Consider the following 17,085-nt stretch of genomic DNA (forward strand, 5'->3'; position numbering starts at 1 on the left):
ATGCCCCGCCCGACTGGTAAGAAATTCGACAAGCGTCGTCAGCAACAAAATCCGCTCTTCAAGCGCAAGAAGTTCTGCCGTTTCACGGCCGCTGGCGTCGATCACATCGACTACAAAGACCTCGAAACGCTGAAGGACTTCATCGGCGAAAACGGCAAGATCACGCCGGCGCGTCTCACGGGTACGAAGTCGCACTATCAACGCCAGCTGGATACGGCAATCAAGCGCGCACGTTTCCTCGCGCTGGTGCCGTACACCGACCAGCACAAGGCCTAACCCGACGACGCGATAAGGAGTCTCCGAATGCAAATTATTCTTCTGGAAAAAGTCGTCAATCTGGGCAACCTGGGCGATATCGTGAAGGTCAAGGACGGTTACGCACGTAACTTCCTGATCCCGAACAAGCAAGCTCGCCGTGCAACGAAAGAAGCTTTGGCTGAATTCGAAGTGCGTCGCGCAGAACTGGAAAAAGTCGCCGCTGAAAAGCTGGCTGCAGCTACCGCTCAAGGCGAAAAGCTGGGTGGCTCGACCGTTCAGATCAATCAGAAGGCTGGCGTCGACGGCCGTCTGTTCGGCTCGGTGACGAACGCGGACATCGCTGAAGCCCTGGTCAAGCAAGGCTTCGCAGTGGAAAAGGCGCAAGTGCGTCTGCCGGAAGGCCCGCTGAAGCTGGTTGGCGAGCACGCAGTTCAGATCTCGCTGCACACCGACGTCTTGGTCGATGTGACGGTGGCTGTGATCGGCGAACACGTCTAAGCATCAGGTAGTATTTGCCAGGACGTTGCTGGCGAAGGGCAGGGGCCGGGTAACCGGCCCCTGCCTTTTTTGTGCCTGTTTTTTTGTTTTTCCCGCTCGCCGCGGCCGCTCGATTACCCGATAATTCCTCTCCATGAACGCACCGTCCAAAGATCCCCAACTCGAGTCGCTGAAAGTCCCGCCGCATTCGATCGAGGCCGAGCAATCGGTGCTGGGCGGCCTGCTGCTCGACAATGCCGCGTGGGACCGCATCGCCGATTTCCTGTCGCAGAGCGATTTTTACCGCTACGACCACCGCATCATCTTCGAGCACATCGGCAAGTTGATCGCGGCCACGCGTCCGGCCGACGTGATCACCGTCTACGAGGCGCTCGGCACCTCGGGCAAGGCGGAAGAGGTCGGCGGTCTGGCTTATCTGAACGCGCTCGCGCAGAACACGCCGAGCGCGGCCAACATCCGCCGCTACGCGGAAATCGTGCGCGATCGCGCGGTATTGCGCCGGCTAGTCTCGGTCGCCGATGAAATCTCGGCAGACGCCTTCAATCCGCAGGGCAAGGAAGTCCGGCAGTTGCTGGATGAGGCCGAATCGAAGGTTTTTTCGATCGCCGAAGACGGCGCGCGCGGCACGCAGGGTTTCCTCGAAATTGGACCGCTGCTCACGCAAGTTGTCGAGCGGATCGACACGCTTTATCACACCGCCAATCCGAGCGACGTGACCGGCACGCCGACCGGCTTCGTCGATCTGGACCGCATGACTTCGGGCATGCACGGCGGCGAACTGATCATCGTCGCGGGTCGTCCGTCGATGGGTAAAACGGCATTTTCGATGAACATCGGCGAATATGTGGCGGTCGAGTACGGCTTGCCGGTCGCGGTGTTCTCGATGGAAATGCCGGGTTCGCAGCTCACCATGCGTATGCTCGGCTCGGTCGGACGGCTGGATCAGCACCGTATGCGAACCGGGCGCCTCACCGACGAGGATTGGCCGAAGCTCACGCACGCCGTGCAGAAAATGAGCGAAGCGCAGATTTTCATCGACGAAACCGGCGGTCTGAACCCGATGGAATTGCGCTCGCGCGCGCGCCGATTGTCGCGCCAGTGCGGCAAGCTGGGGCTGATCATCATCGACTATTTGCAGCTCATGAGTGGGTCGTCGTCAGGTGAAAACCGCGCGACCGAAATCTCGGAAATCTCGCGCTCGCTGAAGAGTCTCGCCAAGGAACTCGACGTACCGGTGATCGCCTTGTCGCAGCTCAACCGCGGTCTTGAACAGCGCCCGAACAAGCGGCCAATCATGTCCGACCTGCGCGAATCCGGCGCTATCGAACAGGATGCCGACGTGATCCTGTTCATTTACCGCGACGAAGTGTATAACCCGGACAGCCCGGACAAGGGCACGGCCGAAATTATCATCGGCAAACAGCGGAATGGTCCCATTGGTCCTGTTCGGCTCACGTTCCACGGTCAATTCACGAAGTTCGACAATTTTGCGGGCGCGCAAAATTTCTACAGCGACTAGAAACGCAATTCGCGCAGAAGTGAAGCTATAACTGGAGCGTCGTTGTAACGGCGCTTTCACAAGTGCGGCCGGGGTCTCGCAACGGTACAATGTGGCGGTTTTATGTCAGCCATAATGTGACCAATTTTCGGGATCCCAATGTTCGGTCGATTCATGCCCACCGAGGGCAAGTTCTTTGAAATTTTCAATGCGCACGCAACGTGCATCGTCTCGGCAAGCCGCGAACTCGAGCTGCTGATCGACAACCTGCAGGACGCCGAGACTCATAAGCAAAACGTGCAGAAAGCCGAGAAGGCCGCTGACAAGCTCACGCACGAAACCATCGACCTGCTGCACAAGACGTTCATCACGCCGCTCGACCGTGACGAGATCCACAAGCTGATCACCACGATGGACGACATCCTCGATCTGATGGAAGACGTCGCCACCGCCATTTCGCTGTACGACGTTCAAGCCGTGACCTCCGAGGCGAGCCAGTTGGCGCACATCTGCACGGCTACCTCCGAGCGCGTGCAGTTCGCCGTCAGCCTGTTGTCCGACATGAAGCAGGCCAGCCAGATACTGAAGGCCTGCGAGGACATCGACCGTCTGGAATCGGAAGCCGACCGCGTGCTGCGCTCGGCCATGTCGAAACTGTTCCGCGAAGAAGACAACGTCAAGACCCTGATCAAACTCAAAGCGATTTACGAATTGCTCGAAACGATCACGGACAAGTGTGAGGATGTAGCGAACATCATCGAAGGCATCGTGCTGGAAAACGCATAATGCAATCGATACAACTCGCAATCTGGGTCGTCGTCGGCCTGGTGGCCGTCGCGCTGATTTTCGACTTCATGAACGGCTTTCACGACGCGGCGAATTCGATCGCCACGGTCGTCTCGACCGGCGTGCTGAAGCCGCAGCAGGCCGTGGCTTTCGCGGCGGCCTTCAACGTCATCGCGTATTTCGTGTTCCACCTGAAAGTGGCCGCAACCGTCGGCAAGGGCACGATCGACCCGAACATCGTCGACCATTACGTGATTTTCGGCGCGCTGGCCGGCGCGATCGGCTGGAACATCATCACCTGGCATTACGGCATTCCATCGAGTTCCTCGCATGCGCTGATCGGCGGCCTGGTGGGCGCGGCGCTCGCCAAGTCGGGCTGGGGCTCGCTCAATTTCGACGGCCTGATGAAGACGGTGGCCTTCATCTTCATTTCGCCGCTGCTCGGCTTCGTGCTCGGCTCGTTCTTCATGCTGGCGGTGTCGTGGATCTACTTCCGCACGCCGCCGAGCAAGGTCGACCGGCGTTTCCGGCGCCTGCAACTGGTGTCGGCGGGTTTGTACAGCCTCGGGCACGGCGGCAACGACGCGCAGAAAACCATCGGCATTATCTGGATGCTGCTGATCGCGACGGGCTATGCGTCGTCGTTCGCGGATGCGCCGCCGCTGTGGGTGATCGGCGGCTGCTATCTTTCCATGGGTATCGGCACGTTGTTCGGCGGCTGGCGCATTGTCCGCACGATGGGGCAGAAGATCACCAAGCTCAAGCCCGTGGGCGGTTTTTGCGCGGAGTCGGGCGGCGCGATCACGCTGTTCACTGCATCGTGGCTCGGCATTCCCGTGTCCACCACGCATACGATTACCGGCGCGATCGTCGGGGTCGGCGCGACGCAGAAGCTGAGCGCGGTGCGTTGGGGCGTGGCCGGCAATATCGTGTGGGCGTGGATTCTGACGATCCCGGCTTCCGCGGCGCTCTCCGGCGCCGCCTGGTGGCTCGGCCACCGTTTCCTGTAAAACCGCGCGGCGGCGCTGCCCGCCGCGCTATCAAATTGTCCGGATTCGTAGCGCGCCGTCTAGATGAGCGGCGCGCTAGCACCGTCCATCGGGACGATTGCGCCCGTCACATAGCTCGCGCGGCGGCTCGCCAGAAATAGCGCGACGTCGGCGATTTCCTCCGGTTTGGCATAGCGGCCGAGCGGCACTTTGGCCTGCCCGCGCGTGAGCGCTTCCGCGCTCTCGATGCCTTGTTGCGTTGCTTCCAGCTTGACGGCTTCCTCGACACGCTCGGTCAGCGTCGCGCCGGGATTGATCGCGTTGATGCGGATGCCGTAACGCGCGTAATAGTGGGCGAGGCCGACGGTGGCGAGCATCAGCGCGGCGTTCGCGGCGCCGCCGGCAATATGGATATCGCTCGCGATCTTGCCGCCCATGCCGATAATGTTGACGATCGTGCCGGGCTCACCGCCGTTGCCGGACTTGGCGCGTTCGGCCATGCGGCGCAGCACTTCCTGCTGGGGATAGATGTAGGGGAAGTACTTCGCTTCCATGGTGGCGCGGAACGCGTCGGCGTCGAGCGTTTCCGGATCATAGCGGCGCGCGGCGCCGGCGCTGTTGATCAGTATGTCGATCGGGCCGACTGCGGTGCTGACTTCCTCGACGATATCGGCGGCGCTGTGCGGTTCGTGCAGGTCGGCGCGGGTCCGGTGCACGTGCAGGCCTTCCTGCTTTAATTGCTCGTAAGCGCGCGCGAGGTTGGCGGGATCGCGCGAGACGATCGCGACTTTGGCGCCCTCGAGCGCGAACGCGCGGGCGCACGCGAACCCGATTCCCTTGCTGCCGCCTGTGATCAACACCACCTTGTCTTTGAGCCCGAGATCCATCGTCATCACCTGCTGTCGGAAGAATATCGATGACGATAGCAGATCGGCGGGGGCGGTGTCGTGTGCGGGATCGTGGTGAGGGGAGGATCGTGAACGGCGGTGCGTCACTTGTTGTTCGTGCATGGACGGCTGGTTGTATAACGAAATATCGACGCCAGGCGGCGCGATTTGGGCGTGGTCTGAAGTGCTGAGGGCGAGTCGTGATGCGCTGGGCGGTGGTGCGCTGGCGTGATGTTGTTGAACGGCTGAGCGTTAGTATCAGGTCCGCGCATCCTGGCTTGCCGCGGCCTACATCGCGTCGTATCGACACGGAAGGGGCTTGATCCACACCTGTTTGCGCCAAACCCACGTCACGGCGTCAGAAATTGCCGTTGGCAAAGCGCGCGATCGGGTCGTCGTTGGTTTGCGTGGGCGCGGGCATTCCGCGCGCGACCGTCGAAGCCCGCATGATCTGCACGCTGCCGTTGTCGTCGGCTTGTTGCGCCTGGCGAGCCTGGCGCGCGGCGACGGACGCGGGCGGTGGCGGCTCGAACGCGTCGGCGGCGGCGTCGATTGGATCGGGCGCGCGGGAGCTCGCCATTTGCGGCGCCGTGCGTGAAGCGGCCGCCTGTTGCTGAGCGGGTGCACCGGCGATGCCGTCATAGGCGCTGGCTTGAGCGGCCGGAACCGGCGTCGGCGACACCGCGCCTGCCGCACGCGCCTGCATCTGCGCCGCGCTCAGTCCCGGCGGTGGCGGTTCGAACGGATCGGCTTGCGGCGCGGCCGCGGTCGTTGCCGATTGCGTCTCGGAGGGAGACGGCACGCGTGACGTTGCCGCGACGCGGGCTGTCTGCTGCGACGGCGATTGGGGTTGCAGCGCGCTAGCGGCATAAACCGGCGGCGCCTGTGAAGCAGTCTTCGCCGACGTCGGCGCCACGGTCGCCGCCTTACCTGCATACGCCGGCACACCCGCAGCCGCCGCATAAGCTGGCGCCGTCTGCGCCACGCGCTCGGGCTGCGGCGCCGCCGCCTGATAACTCGGCGTATCGAACGGCGCCGGTGTCGCTGCCGGCGCGGCCACGCGGCGGATCCCGTCGAAACGCTTGGCCCAATACGGATTGGTCAGATAGTCGAGCCGCACGGTACCGCCGGTCGACGGCGCGTTGACGAAGCGCAGCTTGCCCACATAAATGCCAACGTGCGAATGCGCGCGCCCCGTCGTATTGAAGAAAATCAGATCGCCCGGCGCGATCTCGTCCGGTTCGATCGATTCGCCGCGCCCGCTCATATCCGCCGTCGTGCGCGGCAGATTAACGGATGCCGCGCGCGACACCACATAGCGAACCAGTCCGCTGCAATCGAAGCCGCTATCCGGCGTATTCCCGCCCCAACGGTATGGAATGCCGACGAGACTCATCGCCTGAATCGAGATTTCCTCGCGGCCGATGCTGTGATCGACGAAGTTCGGGAAGCCGGGCGGCGGAGCATGATAAGCGCCGTTCGCCACCACGACCGAGCTGCCCGCGCGCGACGACGTTTTCTGCGGCGCGCCGGCACAGGCGGCGAGCAGCAGAACGGTCAGCAGCGAAAAGGCGAGTCGGCGCATGAAGACGAGGAGAGCGGTAAACGCCCGTTTAACGGCGAACGATGTCGGGATGGTAGCCCTTGGAACCTCGCTCCGGCAAGAATTCTTGACAAATTACTTGAAGTTCGTGCGCTAAGTGTTGCCCGACGAGGACGTACAGTCAAGAAAAAAGCCGCGCCCGGATTACTCTGGACGCGGCTTCTGGCTGATTCTAACTAGTTGAAACTTAAAGAATTTCCGAGGCGTAGTCGGCAAGGCGCGAACGCTCGCCGCGCGCCAGTGTCACATGCCCGCTGTGCGCCCAGCCCTTGAAGCGATCGACCACGTACGTCAAACCCGAACTGCCTTCCGTCAGATAAGGCGTATCGATCTGCGCGATGTTGCCGAGACAAATGATCTTCGTGCCCGGACCCGCGCGCGTGACCAGCGTCTTCATCTGCTTCGGCGTCAGGTTTTGCGCCTCGTCGATGATCAGATACTTGTCCACGAACGTGCGGCCACGCATGAAGTTCATGCTCTTGACCTTCAGGCGCGAACGGATCAGCTCCTGAGTCGCGGCACGGCCCCACTCGCCGGCTGCGTCGTCGGTTTTCTGCAGGACTTCGAGGTTGTCGTCGAATGCACCCATCCACGGCTGCATTTTTTCCTCTTCCGTACCCGGCAGGAAGCCGATGTCTTCGCCGACCGGCACCGTCGCTCGCGTCACGATGATCTCGTTGTAGCGCTTGTCGTCCAGCACCTGCGCGAGACCGGCGGCGAGCGCGACCAGCGTCTTGCCGGTGCCGGCCTGACCGAGCAGCGTGACGAAGTCGATCTCCGGATTCATCAACAGGTTCAGCGCGAAGTTCTGCTCGCGGTTGCGCGCCGTGATGCCCCACACGTTGTTCTTGTGGTGGCCGTAGTCGCGCAAGGTTTGCAGCAGCGCCGTCTTGCCGTTCAGTTCGCGCACCAGCGCGTGAAACGCCGGCTCGCCGTTCTGCGGCTCCAGATAGACAAACTCGTTGACCAGCATCGAGGCGCACAGCGGACCCGTGACACGGTAGTACGTCGTACCGGTCTTGGTGTCCTGCCAGCTCTCCATGCCCTTCGCGTGCTTGGTCCAGAAATCCTGCGGCAGCGCGCGGATGCCGGAATACAGCAGATCGCTGTCTTCGAGCACCTGGTCGTTGAAGTAGTCTTCAGCGGGCAGGCCGAGCGCATGCGCCTTGATGCGCATGTTGATGTCTTTCGACACCAGCACGACCTGGCGATCCATCCGGTCGCGCTGCAGCGCGCGCACCACGCCGAGGATCTGGTTGTCGGCCTTACCTTCCGGCAAACCTTCCACCGGCTCGATGGCGTTGAGCTTGGTCTGGAAGTACAGACGCCCGGACGCCTCGCGGCTGCCCAGCCGCGCGAGCGAAATCCCGTCGGATATGTTGCCGGCGTTCGCCACCAGCGCGTCGAGCGTGCGGCTCACCTGGCGAGCGTTGCGCGCGACTTCCGACATGCCTTTCTTGTGGTTGTCGAGTTCCTCCAACGTCATCATCGGCAGATAGACGTCGTGTTCCTCGAAACGGAACAGGCAGCTCGGATCATGCATCAGCACGTTCGTGTCGAGCACGAAGAGCTTCTGCATTTCAACCGGCTCGGTGCCCGCACCGCGTTTCTTGGTGGTGCCGCGCGTAGCCGGCGCGGCAGCCGTGGGCGTGCTCGCTTCAGCCTGCTTCGCGCTCGGCGCGCGGGCCACGACCGGCTGCGCGGCCGGCTCGGCTTGCGGACGACTCGCGGGAACCGGTTGCAGCAGTGCGGCGGTCTGCTTCGTTTTGCGACCACGCGCCGGAGCAGCCTGTTCAGCGGATGCGGACGCAACAGCGACCGCCGACGATGCCGGCACCGGCCGCAAAGTGGTCGCGGCATTGGCGGCGTGTGCCATCGGCGTGGCGACGTTCGCGCGGCCGTAGTCGGCCGACTCTGCGGATTCCCCAACGACCGCCTGTTTCTTCGCGACCGAGCGCGCCGGGCTGGCGGCTTTGGCCTTGTATTCGTCCGGCGGCAGGAGATTGCCGAGCTTGCTGGGGGGGGTAGGCAAAGGCATGGTTTCCCTCGAATTAATCGGGTCACATATCGTGCGCCGCCTGTCGCATTCTGCCGGTGCCAGTGAGTGCGCACGCAGATTGCGCCCGGAGGCGCGCATTCGGTCTAGAGATGCCGGTTCGCCTGGTCTTCGATCGGCTCCTTAACGGATGCGCGTGGCCGAGTGAAAGAACGGCTCCGCGCAATTAAAAAAGCCGCCGCCCCGGCGTACGGGGCAAGCGGCTCGCCTACAGTGCTCGCGTTGCACCTCGCGACTCCGACGGAACCCAGGAAACGGGAAGCGGCCGTCAAGTCTGGCGCAGCGGCAAAAATTGGGTGTGTACAGGCACTCATTGCAACCCAATATAGCGCGCCTCAAAGCGCTTGTACAGCCTCCAGAATATCGTCGACGTGGCCCGGCACTTTCACGCCACGCCACTCCTGGCGCAGCACGCCTTCAGCGTCGATGAGGAACGTGGAGCGTTCAATTCCCCGTACCTCTTTGCCATACATTTTCTTCATTTTGATGACGTTGAAGAGCGCGCACAGCGTTTCTTCAGGGTCCGAGATCAGCGGGAAGGGCAATTCGAGCTTTGCCTTGAAGTTGTCATGCGAGCGCAGGCTGTCGCGCGACACGCCGAGGATTTCCGCGCCGGCCTTCTTGAACTTCGGATACAGATCGCGGAACTGCAGACCTTCGGTCGTGCAGCCCGGCGTGTTGTCCTTCGGATAAAAATACAGCACCACCTTCTTGCCCCGCAGCTTGGACAGCGTGATCTCGCCGCCGGTAGCGGGGGCGGTGAAGTCGGGGATGGGTTGGTCGACTGCAATGGGCACGAGGTTCTCCGGTTGTGATGGCCTGCGCCGGATGACTGCGGCGGCGTCGGCCTGGCATCGAGACTTTGGGGGAGGGGCGGCCGGCGCGCGGCATGCTCTCGCGCGGCGGCAGGTCTGTCAGGGCCGGCTGCGGATCGGCCAGTCAGGGCTGGACAATCAACTCGCCGGAGCGCCCTTGAATTTCGCCCCATGTAACAGGGTACGATGGCAGCGTACTGCGGTCTAGCGTCGCGTAGTAATCACCCATCGTCGCAAAGGTATGGCCCTGCGCGCGCCAGCCCTCCAGAAGCTGCTCGAAGATCGGCGCGAGCTTTTGCCCTTCGAGTTCCGCGTGCAGCGTGAACACCTGGTCGTGCGGATTGTTTTCCGTGTGCTTCAACATCCACGCCGCGACGTTGTGCGTTTCGACACCGTCCACACCGAGCACTTCGTCGAGCGTGGGCAGCGTGGTGGGCATCTGCACGTGCGTGAGCGTGCGGCCGCCGACCACCGGCAGATACGGCGAGTGGCCGCGTCCGTCGGACGCGTAGCGCATGCCCCAGGCGTCGATCTGTTCGAACGCGTGGCCGTTCATTTGCCAGCCTGCCGCGCCATGCGTGACCGGCGGCGCGCCGAACACCTCGACGAAACGGTCGTGGCTTTGCTGCATTTGCGCCGTAGTCCATGCGCGGTCTTTCGAGCGCACGTTGTCCTGCCAATACACGTGGTCCCACGTATGAATGCCGCATTCGAAGCCGGCTTCGTGGATCGCGCGCATCTCCGCCGACGCCTTGGCGCCGATGTCCGGGCCGGGCAGCAGCACGCCGTACATCAACTGCTTGACGCCGTAGTGCTCGACCACCGAAGTGCGCGACACCTTCTTCAGAAAGCCTGGTCGCAATACGCGGCGCATTGCCCAGCCGGTGTGGTCGGGCCCGAGGCTGAAGAGGAAAGTGGCGCGCGCCTTGAAGCGGTCGAAAATGCGCGCGAGGTTCGGCACGCCTTCGCGGGTGCCGCGCAGCGTGTCGACGTCGATCTTCAGGACGATGCGAGCCAAGGATCAGCCCTTATTGCTGTTCGACGAGCGCGCGCGCTTCGCCGACATGGCCGCGATACGCTTCGAAAATCTTGCGCAGCGCTTCGTCGAAGGTCGACTTCGGCGCCCAGTCGAGTTCCTGCATGGTGTTGTCGATCTTCGGCACGCGGTTCTGCACGTCCTGGTAGCCCGCGCCGTAGTACGCGCCCGACGAGGTCTCGACCAGTTGCACCTGCTTGGCCGTGTCCGCGTATTCCGGGAATTCGGCGGCGAGCGTCAGCATCTTGTGCGCGAGTTCACGCACCGAGAAATTGTTGGTCGGGTTGCCGATGTTGTAGATCTTGCCCGTGGCGACACCGTCTTTATTCTCGATGATCTTCATCAGTGCGCCGATGCCGTCGTCGATATCCGTGAACGCACGCTTTTGCGCGCCGCCGTCCACCAGGCTGATGTTCTCGCCGCGCACGATATGGCCGAGGAACTGCGTGACCACGCGCGAGCTGCCTTCCTTCGGCGTGTAGATCGAATCGAGGCCCGGGCCGATCCAGTTGAACGGACGGAACAGCGTGAAGTTCAGGCCTTCCATGCCGTAACCCCAGATCACGCGGTCCATCAACTGCTTGGAGCAGGCGTAGATCCAGCGTGGCTTGTTGATCGGGCCGTACGACAGTTGCGATTCTTCCGGATCGAACTGCTCGTCCGTGCACATGCCGTAGACCTCGGACGTGGACGGAAACACGAGATGCTTGCCGTATTTGACGGCCGAACGCACGATCGGCAGGTTCGCCTCGAAATCCAGTTCGAACACGCGCAACGGCTGCTTCACGTACGTGGCGGGCGTGGCGATCGCGACCAGCGGCAGGATCACGTCGCACTTCTTGACGTGATATTCGACCCACTCCTTGTTGATCGTGATGTCGCCTTCGAAGAAGTGCATCCGTTCATGATTGATGAGGTCGCCCAGACGTTCGGTCTGCATGTCCATCCCGAACACTTCCCAATCGGTCGTTTCGAGAATGCGCTTGGACAGGTGATGGCCAATGAAGCCGTTCACACCCAGAATCAGGACTTTTTTCATTGATGACGGGGAGTTTGGATGAGCTGGGCAAATTCGGCCGGAGTGACGACAGCCTCGCTGCCGTCGTGCTGGTGCCGCAATTCGTGGATGGCGATCGCGCGGCCGTCGCCGCATATCGCGAAAACGGCATTATCGCTTACGTGCAGGCCCGGGGGCAAATCCGAACGAAGCGCGCCGGGCGCGGCGAGGCGCGCGCGCGCGACGACGAAACGCCGCCCGCCGAGGTCCGTGAAAGCGCCCGGGTAGGGCGGCGCGACCGCGCGGATCAGGTTGTAGACCTGCTGCGCCGTTTGCGTCCAGTCGATGCGGCCGTCTTCCGGCTTGCGGCCGCCGTAGTAGCTGCCGTGCGCGAGGTCGTTCGGCAGACGCGGCGCCTCGCCCGCCAGCAGGGACGGCAGCACGCGCCACAGCGTTTGTTCGGCGGCCACTGTGACCTTGTCGAACACTTGCGCGGCGGTGTCGTCGGGCAGGATCGGCACCGGCGTTTGCGCGAGGATCGCGCCCGCGTCCGGCTTGGCGGCCATTTCGTGCAGCGTCGCGCCGGTTTCCGTTTCGCCGTGAATCACCGCCCAGTTGGTCGGCACGCGGCCGCGGTATTTCGGCAGCAGCGAGCCGTGCATGTTGTAAGCGCCCCGTGCGGCGAGCGCCAGCACGTCCACCGGCAGCATGTGGCGGTAGTAGAACGAGAAGATGAAGTCCGGGCGCGCGGCGCTTACCGCGGCGCGCAGCTCGGCACTCTTCGGATCGTTCGGCGTGACGACCGGAATGCCGTGCTCGGCCGCGACCGAGGCGACGCTGTCGAACCAGATGTTTTCGCTCGGGCTGTCTTCGTGCGTGACGACGAGCGCCACGTCCACGCCGCGCGCGAGCAGCACTTGCAGACAGCGCACGCCGACGTTGTGATAGGCGAATACGACGGCGCGTGGCTTCATGGAGTCGGGCCCTGATCGAGGAGCGGCGCGGCCTGCACCGCCTGCACGACGGTCTGGCGCGGCGCTTCGGTCACGGTCGTGCCGTCGCGCTGTTCGAGAATGGTCTGCACGAGATAGCGCGGACGCGCGCGCACCTGCTGATAGATCCGGCCGATATATTCGCCGAGCAGGCCGAGCGCGAAGATGATCACGCCGAGCAGGAAGAAGGTGATAGCGAACAGCGTGAATACACCTTGCACTTCCGCGCCGATAATGAAGCGCCGAATCAGCAGCAGCACGAACAGCGCCGCGGAGCCGAGCGACAGGATCACGCCGATGAACGACAGCCATTGCAGCGGCACGACCGAAAAGCCGGTCACGAGGTCGAAGTTCAGGCGGATCAGCGAGTACAGCGAGTACTTCGATTCGCCGGCAAAACGCTCTTCGTGCGCGACCTCGATTTCGACCGGATTCTGCGCGAAGGTGTACGCGAGCGCCGGAATGAACGTGTTGATTTCGCCGCAGCGATTGATCGTGTCGACAATGTGCCGGCTGTACGCGCGCAGCATGCAGCCCTGGTCGGTCATCTTGATGCGGGTGATGCGCTCGCGCAGCCGGTTCATCACGCGCGAGGCCTTGCGGCGCCACAGGCTGTCCTGGCGCTGCAGGCGAATCGTGCCGACGTAGTCGTAGCCTTCACGCATCTTGTTGACCAGCTTGCCGATTTCTTCCGGCGGATTCTGCAGGTCGGCGTCGAGCGTGATGACGATCTCGCCGCGCGATTGCTCGAAGCCCGCCAGAATCGCCATGTGCTGGCCGTAGTTGCCGTTCAGCAGGATCACGCGAGTCGTGTCGGGGCGCGCGCGGAACTGTTCGGCGAGCAGGGCGGCGGATTTGTCGCGGCTGCCGTCGTTGATGAAGATCACTTCATAACCGGCGCCGAGCGCGTCGAGCGCCGGATACAGGCGCGCGAACAGCGCGGCCAGACCGGCTTCCTCGTTGTACACCGGGATGATGACCGACACTTCCGGCGTATCCGACGCTGCAGCGCGATGTTCCGAATAAATCATTTCCGCTTATTTTCCGTATTGTTCGCAAATTTCATTGACCGCGCGGCACACGCGCTCCACGTCGCCTTCGTTCATCAACGTGAAGAGCGGTAGCGTGACGTTGGTCGCGCCGAACTTCTCCGCATGCGGGAACATGCCTTCCTTGAAGCCGCGCGCGCGATACAGCGAGAACAGGTGGATCGCCGGGTAGTGCACGCCCGAACCGATGCCACGTTCCTTCAATTGACCCATGAAACCGGCGCGGTCGATCGACAGTCTGTCGAGCGGCAGCGTGATCTGGAACATGTGCCAGTTGCTGTTTTTATAGTCAGCAAATGGCAGGCCGACTCCCAGTTTGAGCGCCGCGCCGCCTTCCAGACCCGCGAAATACGCGCGCACGAGCTTCCTGCGCTGCGCGAGGAAGCGCTCCAGATGCGGCAGCTGGCCGAGGCCGACGCGCGCGGCGACGTCCGTCAGGTTGTACTTGCCGCCCAGCACGTCGCAGTCCATGCCGTCGAAGCCGGTGCGCGTGATGCCTTGCAGCCGGTACTTCTGGGCGAGGATCGCTTCTTCCTCGTTGTTCAGCACCAGCGCGCCGCCCTCGATGGAGGTGAGGTTCTTGTTCGCGTGAAAGCTGAACGAAACCATGTCCCCGAGCTTGCCGATGCGCTCGCCGTTCCATGTCGAGCCGAACGCTTGGGCGGCGTCTTCGATGACGCGCAGTTTGTGCGCGCGGGCGATTGCGTAAAGACGGTCCATATCGACCGGCAGGCCCGACAGGTACACCGGAATCAGCGCCCTGGTGCGCGGTGTGATGGCTTTTTCCAGCAGGTCGAGGTCGATGTTGCGCGTGACCGGGTCGATGTCGGCGAACACCGGCGTCGCGCCGACTTCATAAATCACGTTGCTGGTCGACACCCACGAGGCCGGTGTGGTGATGACTTCGTCGCCTTCGCCCACGCCGGCGATACGCAGGCCGATTTCCAGCGTTGCCGTGCCGGAATTGAACGTGCGCACCGGACGTCCGCCGCAGAACTCGGAAAGCGCCGCTTCGAACTTCTGGTTCTGTGGACCGGTGGTGATCCAGCCGGAGCGCAGCACGTCGGCGACGCCCTGAATCGTTTCCTCATCGATCTCGGGTTTGACAAAGGGCAAAAACGGGACTGTTGACTGGGTCATGAATGCTTCGCTCGATTGAAAGAGGCGCAACCCGCAGGGCGCGCAGGACACCACACACTACGCGCAAAACCCGGGGCCGCGGCAAAAAAGGGCGCAACCGCGCAGCATACCGTGGTCAACCTTACGGATTCCTTAGACGGCCGGGCTGTCCGCTTACGGAATCTTTTGCCGTCTGGATCTTCCCAGCCGGCGCCGGCGATAAACAGTAATAAATTGTGCCCTGCACACCTTGCCCCGGACCGCGGCGCCTAGCTGCGCGCCAGCACCACCACGCCGACCAGGATGATGCCGATGCCGATCAGCTTCTGTACCGACAGCACTTCGCCGAACAGGTACCACGCCGCGAACGCATTGACGATGTAGCCGAGAGACAGCATCGGATAGGCGATCGACACGTCCACCCGCGACAACCCGATGACCCACACTGCCACGCTGATCACATAACAGGCCAGGCCGCCGATGATGGGCGGCTGGGTTGCCAGGCGAAAGGCGATGGGCAGGATGTTCGCACGGGTGAATTCGAAGTGTCCAACGGCATTCGTACCGGCTTTGAGCAGCAACTGCGCACCGGCGTTCAACGTGACGCCTGCAAGAATGCAAAAGAGGGAAATCGGGTTCATCGAACGGTTAGATCCTGATATGGGGTCATTGTTGTGCTTTTTCTACCGGCGTCGACGCAGGCGCTTCGGCGGCGGCCGGGCCGGCCGCCGTGGGCATGGCCGTCGGCTTTTCCACCACCACGCGGCGCGAGTCGCGGGCGATCACCCGCATCGGCAGGCCTTCCTTGAGGAGACGGTCGTAGGTGCCCGGCGGTATCAGGGCAAGTGCATAGCGGTCGGCCTTCCAGCGCTCGACCCAGGCGTCGATGGAAGGAATCCATTTCTGCGGCTCGACGGACACGCCGAACGCGAGTTCGTCAGGGTGCTCGACCATGATCATGGTGTGGTCGACATAGAACGGCATGGTGTGGTCGAGTACGCCGACCGAGTAGAACGGCGTATCCGCCGGCAGCTTCGCGATCTCGGTCTTGATGGCCGGCGCGAGCGGCGCGCCGGAGCTCAGGCGGCCGAACACGTCGTGACCCGTACCGGCGATGGTGCCGAGCAGCAGCCAGGCCGCGCCGAAGGTAGCGACGGCGCCGAGGCTGCCGCCCCGGCCGCGGCGGTTCAGCCACAACGCGGCCAGCGTCAGCACGAAGGCGACGGCAAGCGCCGCCAGCACCCACGTGCGGTATTCGGCGTACAGCTCGGCCGGATTGCGGGCGCTGCCGAAGCGCGCCATGAACAACGCGGCGAATGCGGCGACTACGAGAAAAAGTGCATAGCCGGCGAGGTGGCGGCGCAACTGCTCGCGCGTGACGAGCGGCAGATACATGCCGATCAGGAGCGCGATCGGCGGCGCGATCGGCAGCGTGTAGGACAGCAGCTTGGAGTGCGACGCGCTGAAGAACAGGAAGATGAAGACGGTCCACGTCAGCATCAGCGTGACCGGTGCGAAGCCGTTCGGCTGGCGCGGCAGACGCCACGCGTGGCGCACGCTTTGCAGCGTCACCGAAAGCCACGGCAGAAAGCCCACGATCAGCACCGGCACGAAGTAGTAGAACGGCCCCGGACGGTTCTGCTCAGGCGTCAGATAGCGCTTGAACTGCTGAACGATGAAGAAGAAGTTCAAGAACTCCGGATTGCGCTGCTGCACCAGCACGAACCACGGCGTGACGATCGCGAAGAACACGATCAGGCCGCCGATCAGATGCAGGCGCTTCCACACGGCCCAGTCGCGCGCGATCACCGTGTACAGCACGAGCACCGCGCCTGGCAGGATCACGCCGACAAGGCCTTTGGACAGCACGGCCAGCGCCATCGAACCCCAGCACACCCACATCCAGCCGCGCACGCTGCCGGTCGGGAGGTTGGGGCGCTGCGCGAGCAGCAGCGCGCACAGCGTCAGCTCCATCCAGAACGACAGGCCCATGTCGAGCGTGTTGAAGTGGCCCATCAGGTTCCAGTACGGCGACGTTGCCAGCACGATCGCCGCGAACACGCCAGTCGCCGCGTTGAACACCCGCGTGCCGGTAAAGCCGACCAGCAGCACGCCGGCAAAGCCCGTCAGCGCCGTGTAGAGCCGCGCCTGCCATTCGCCGACGCCGAACCACGCGAACGTGAGCGCGTTCGCCCAGGTTTGCAGCGGCGGTTTCTCGAAATACTTGTAGCCGTTGTAGCGCGGCGTGATCCAGTCGCCGGTGACGAACATTTCGCGCGCCATTTCGGCGTAGCGGCCTTCGTCGCTAGGCAGCAGATGGCGCCAGCCGAGCGGCACGAACCAGATCACGGCAAGGGCCAGCACCAGCAGCAGAATCGTAGTGCGGTTGAGCGGTAGCCTCGTCGGCGTATCGTTCATGGATTTCAACCTTTGTAGCGACGCCGCGCAGGCGGCGAAGCGGTGTTGTTTGGAAATGGCGACCGGTCGGGCGCGGCTGTTAGC

General features: G+C 63.1%; 16 protein-coding genes. 5 read left to right on the forward strand and 11 right to left on the reverse strand.

Going from position 1 to position 17,085, the window contains the following annotated elements:
- The 5 genes from rpsR to B0G81_RS33815 all read left to right on the forward strand — a co-directional run bounded on the left by rpsR (position 1) and on the right by B0G81_RS33815 (position 4,050).
- Positions 1-276: a 30S ribosomal protein S18 gene (rpsR, locus tag B0G81_RS33795; RefSeq protein ID WP_007182109.1), complete on the forward strand. Its 276-nt coding sequence runs from the start codon at positions 1-3 to the stop codon at positions 274-276.
- 27 nt (positions 277-303) lie between these two features.
- Positions 304-756, forward strand: a complete 453-nt coding sequence (gene rplI / locus B0G81_RS33800) for a 50S ribosomal protein L9 (protein WP_106283575.1) — start codon at positions 304-306, stop codon at positions 754-756.
- Positions 757-889: 133 nt separating this feature from the next.
- On the forward strand, positions 890-2,275 hold the full coding sequence (locus B0G81_RS33805) for a replicative DNA helicase (protein WP_074763850.1): 1,386 nt from the start codon (positions 890-892) through the stop codon (positions 2,273-2,275).
- A 138-nt stretch (positions 2,276-2,413) separates the two neighbouring features.
- The gene (locus tag B0G81_RS33810) at positions 2,414-3,040 is read left to right on the forward strand and encodes a DUF47 domain-containing protein (protein ID WP_012432805.1); all 627 of its coding nucleotides are present in this window, start codon (positions 2,414-2,416) and stop codon (positions 3,038-3,040) included.
- The gene (locus tag B0G81_RS33815; protein WP_116116820.1) at positions 3,040-4,050 is read left to right on the forward strand and encodes an inorganic phosphate transporter; all 1,011 of its coding nucleotides are present in this window, start codon (positions 3,040-3,042) and stop codon (positions 4,048-4,050) included. Before B0G81_RS33810 ends, B0G81_RS33815 begins: the two co-directional genes overlap by 1 nt.
- Positions 4,051-4,109: 59 nt before the next feature.
- Here the strand turns inward: B0G81_RS33815 and B0G81_RS33820 are convergent, their stop codons facing one another.
- The 11 genes from B0G81_RS33820 to B0G81_RS33875 all read right to left on the reverse strand — a co-directional run bounded on the left by B0G81_RS33820 (position 4,110) and on the right by B0G81_RS33875 (position 17,001).
- Complete coding sequence (locus B0G81_RS33820) at positions 4,110-4,916, reverse strand: SDR family oxidoreductase (protein ID WP_134141532.1); 807 nt, start codon at positions 4,914-4,916, stop codon at positions 4,110-4,112.
- Positions 4,917-5,274: 358 nt separating this feature from the next.
- Complete coding sequence (locus B0G81_RS33825) at positions 5,275-6,501, reverse strand: C40 family peptidase (protein ID WP_134141534.1); 1,227 nt, start codon at positions 6,499-6,501, stop codon at positions 5,275-5,277.
- A 205-nt stretch (positions 6,502-6,706) separates the two neighbouring features.
- Positions 6,707-8,557 (reverse strand): PhoH family protein, encoded by a 1,851-nt coding sequence (locus B0G81_RS33830; RefSeq protein ID WP_134141536.1) that lies wholly within the window; start codon positions 8,555-8,557, stop codon positions 6,707-6,709.
- A gap of 353 nt (positions 8,558-8,910) precedes the next feature.
- The gene (locus tag B0G81_RS33840) at positions 8,911-9,372 is read right to left on the reverse strand and encodes a peroxiredoxin (protein WP_073426815.1); all 462 of its coding nucleotides are present in this window, start codon (positions 9,370-9,372) and stop codon (positions 8,911-8,913) included.
- A gap of 142 nt (positions 9,373-9,514) precedes the next feature.
- A complete protein-coding gene (locus B0G81_RS33845) occupies positions 9,515-10,408 on the reverse strand; it encodes a polysaccharide deacetylase family protein (protein WP_134141538.1) in 894 nt (297 codons plus the stop codon).
- 10 nt (positions 10,409-10,418) lie between these two features.
- Positions 10,419-11,465 carry a bifunctional UDP-4-keto-pentose/UDP-xylose synthase gene (locus B0G81_RS33850; protein ID WP_012432812.1) on the reverse strand — a complete coding sequence of 349 codons (1,047 nt, stop codon included), beginning with the start codon at positions 11,463-11,465 and terminating at the stop codon, positions 10,419-10,421.
- On the reverse strand, positions 11,462-12,397 hold the full coding sequence (locus B0G81_RS33855; protein WP_116116825.1) for a formyltransferase: 936 nt from the start codon (positions 12,395-12,397) through the stop codon (positions 11,462-11,464). Before B0G81_RS33855 ends, B0G81_RS33850 begins: the two co-directional genes overlap by 4 nt.
- Entirely contained in the window at positions 12,394-13,446 is a 1,053-nt protein-coding gene (locus B0G81_RS33860; RefSeq protein WP_116116826.1) for a glycosyltransferase, read from the reverse strand. Before B0G81_RS33860 ends, B0G81_RS33855 begins: the two co-directional genes overlap by 4 nt.
- A gap of 6 nt (positions 13,447-13,452) precedes the next feature.
- Positions 13,453-14,604: a DegT/DnrJ/EryC1/StrS aminotransferase family protein gene (locus tag B0G81_RS33865; protein WP_134141540.1), complete on the reverse strand. Its 1,152-nt coding sequence runs from the start codon at positions 14,602-14,604 to the stop codon at positions 13,453-13,455.
- Positions 14,605-14,852: 248 nt separating this feature from the next.
- The gene (locus tag B0G81_RS33870; RefSeq protein WP_106283566.1) at positions 14,853-15,224 is read right to left on the reverse strand and encodes an SMR family transporter; all 372 of its coding nucleotides are present in this window, start codon (positions 15,222-15,224) and stop codon (positions 14,853-14,855) included.
- Between the two features lie 25 nt (positions 15,225-15,249).
- Complete coding sequence (locus tag B0G81_RS33875) at positions 15,250-17,001, reverse strand: glycosyltransferase family 39 protein (RefSeq protein WP_134141541.1); 1,752 nt, start codon at positions 16,999-17,001, stop codon at positions 15,250-15,252.
- Positions 17,002-17,085: the final 84 nt, after the last annotated feature.

It is taken from the genome of Paraburkholderia sp. BL6665CI2N2 (assembly GCF_004366535.1).
Taxonomy (GTDB): domain Bacteria; phylum Pseudomonadota; class Gammaproteobacteria; order Burkholderiales; family Burkholderiaceae; genus Paraburkholderia.

Coding starts and splice junctions, on each gene's coding strand:
- B0G81_RS33875 (WP_134141541.1), bottom strand. CDS start 17,001: ATGAACGATACGCCGACGAGGCTACCGCTCAACCGCACTACGATTCTG.
- B0G81_RS33855 (WP_116116825.1), bottom strand. CDS start 12,397: ATGAAGCCACGCGCCGTCGTATTCGCCTATCACAACGTCGGCGTGCGC.
- B0G81_RS33865 (WP_134141540.1), bottom strand. CDS start 14,604: ATGACCCAGTCAACAGTCCCGTTTTTGCCCTTTGTCAAACCCGAGATC.
- B0G81_RS33860 (WP_116116826.1), bottom strand. CDS start 13,446: ATGATTTATTCGGAACATCGCGCTGCAGCGTCGGATACGCCGGAAGTG.
- B0G81_RS33825 (WP_134141534.1), bottom strand. CDS start 6,501: ATGCGCCGACTCGCCTTTTCGCTGCTGACCGTTCTGCTGCTCGCCGCC.
- B0G81_RS33805 (WP_074763850.1), top strand. CDS start 890: ATGAACGCACCGTCCAAAGATCCCCAACTCGAGTCGCTGAAAGTCCCG.
- B0G81_RS33820 (WP_134141532.1), bottom strand. CDS start 4,916: ATGGATCTCGGGCTCAAAGACAAGGTGGTGTTGATCACAGGCGGCAGC.
- rpsR (WP_007182109.1), top strand. CDS start 1: ATGCCCCGCCCGACTGGTAAGAAATTCGACAAGCGTCGTCAGCAACAA.
- B0G81_RS33870 (WP_106283566.1), bottom strand. CDS start 15,224: ATGAACCCGATTTCCCTCTTTTGCATTCTTGCAGGCGTCACGTTGAAC.
- B0G81_RS33810 (WP_012432805.1), top strand. CDS start 2,414: ATGTTCGGTCGATTCATGCCCACCGAGGGCAAGTTCTTTGAAATTTTC.
- B0G81_RS33850 (WP_012432812.1), bottom strand. CDS start 11,465: ATGAAAAAAGTCCTGATTCTGGGTGTGAACGGCTTCATTGGCCATCAC.
- B0G81_RS33830 (WP_134141536.1), bottom strand. CDS start 8,557: ATGCCTTTGCCTACCCCCCCCAGCAAGCTCGGCAATCTCCTGCCGCCG.
- rplI (WP_106283575.1), top strand. CDS start 304: ATGCAAATTATTCTTCTGGAAAAAGTCGTCAATCTGGGCAACCTGGGC.
- B0G81_RS33815 (WP_116116820.1), top strand. CDS start 3,040: ATGCAATCGATACAACTCGCAATCTGGGTCGTCGTCGGCCTGGTGGCC.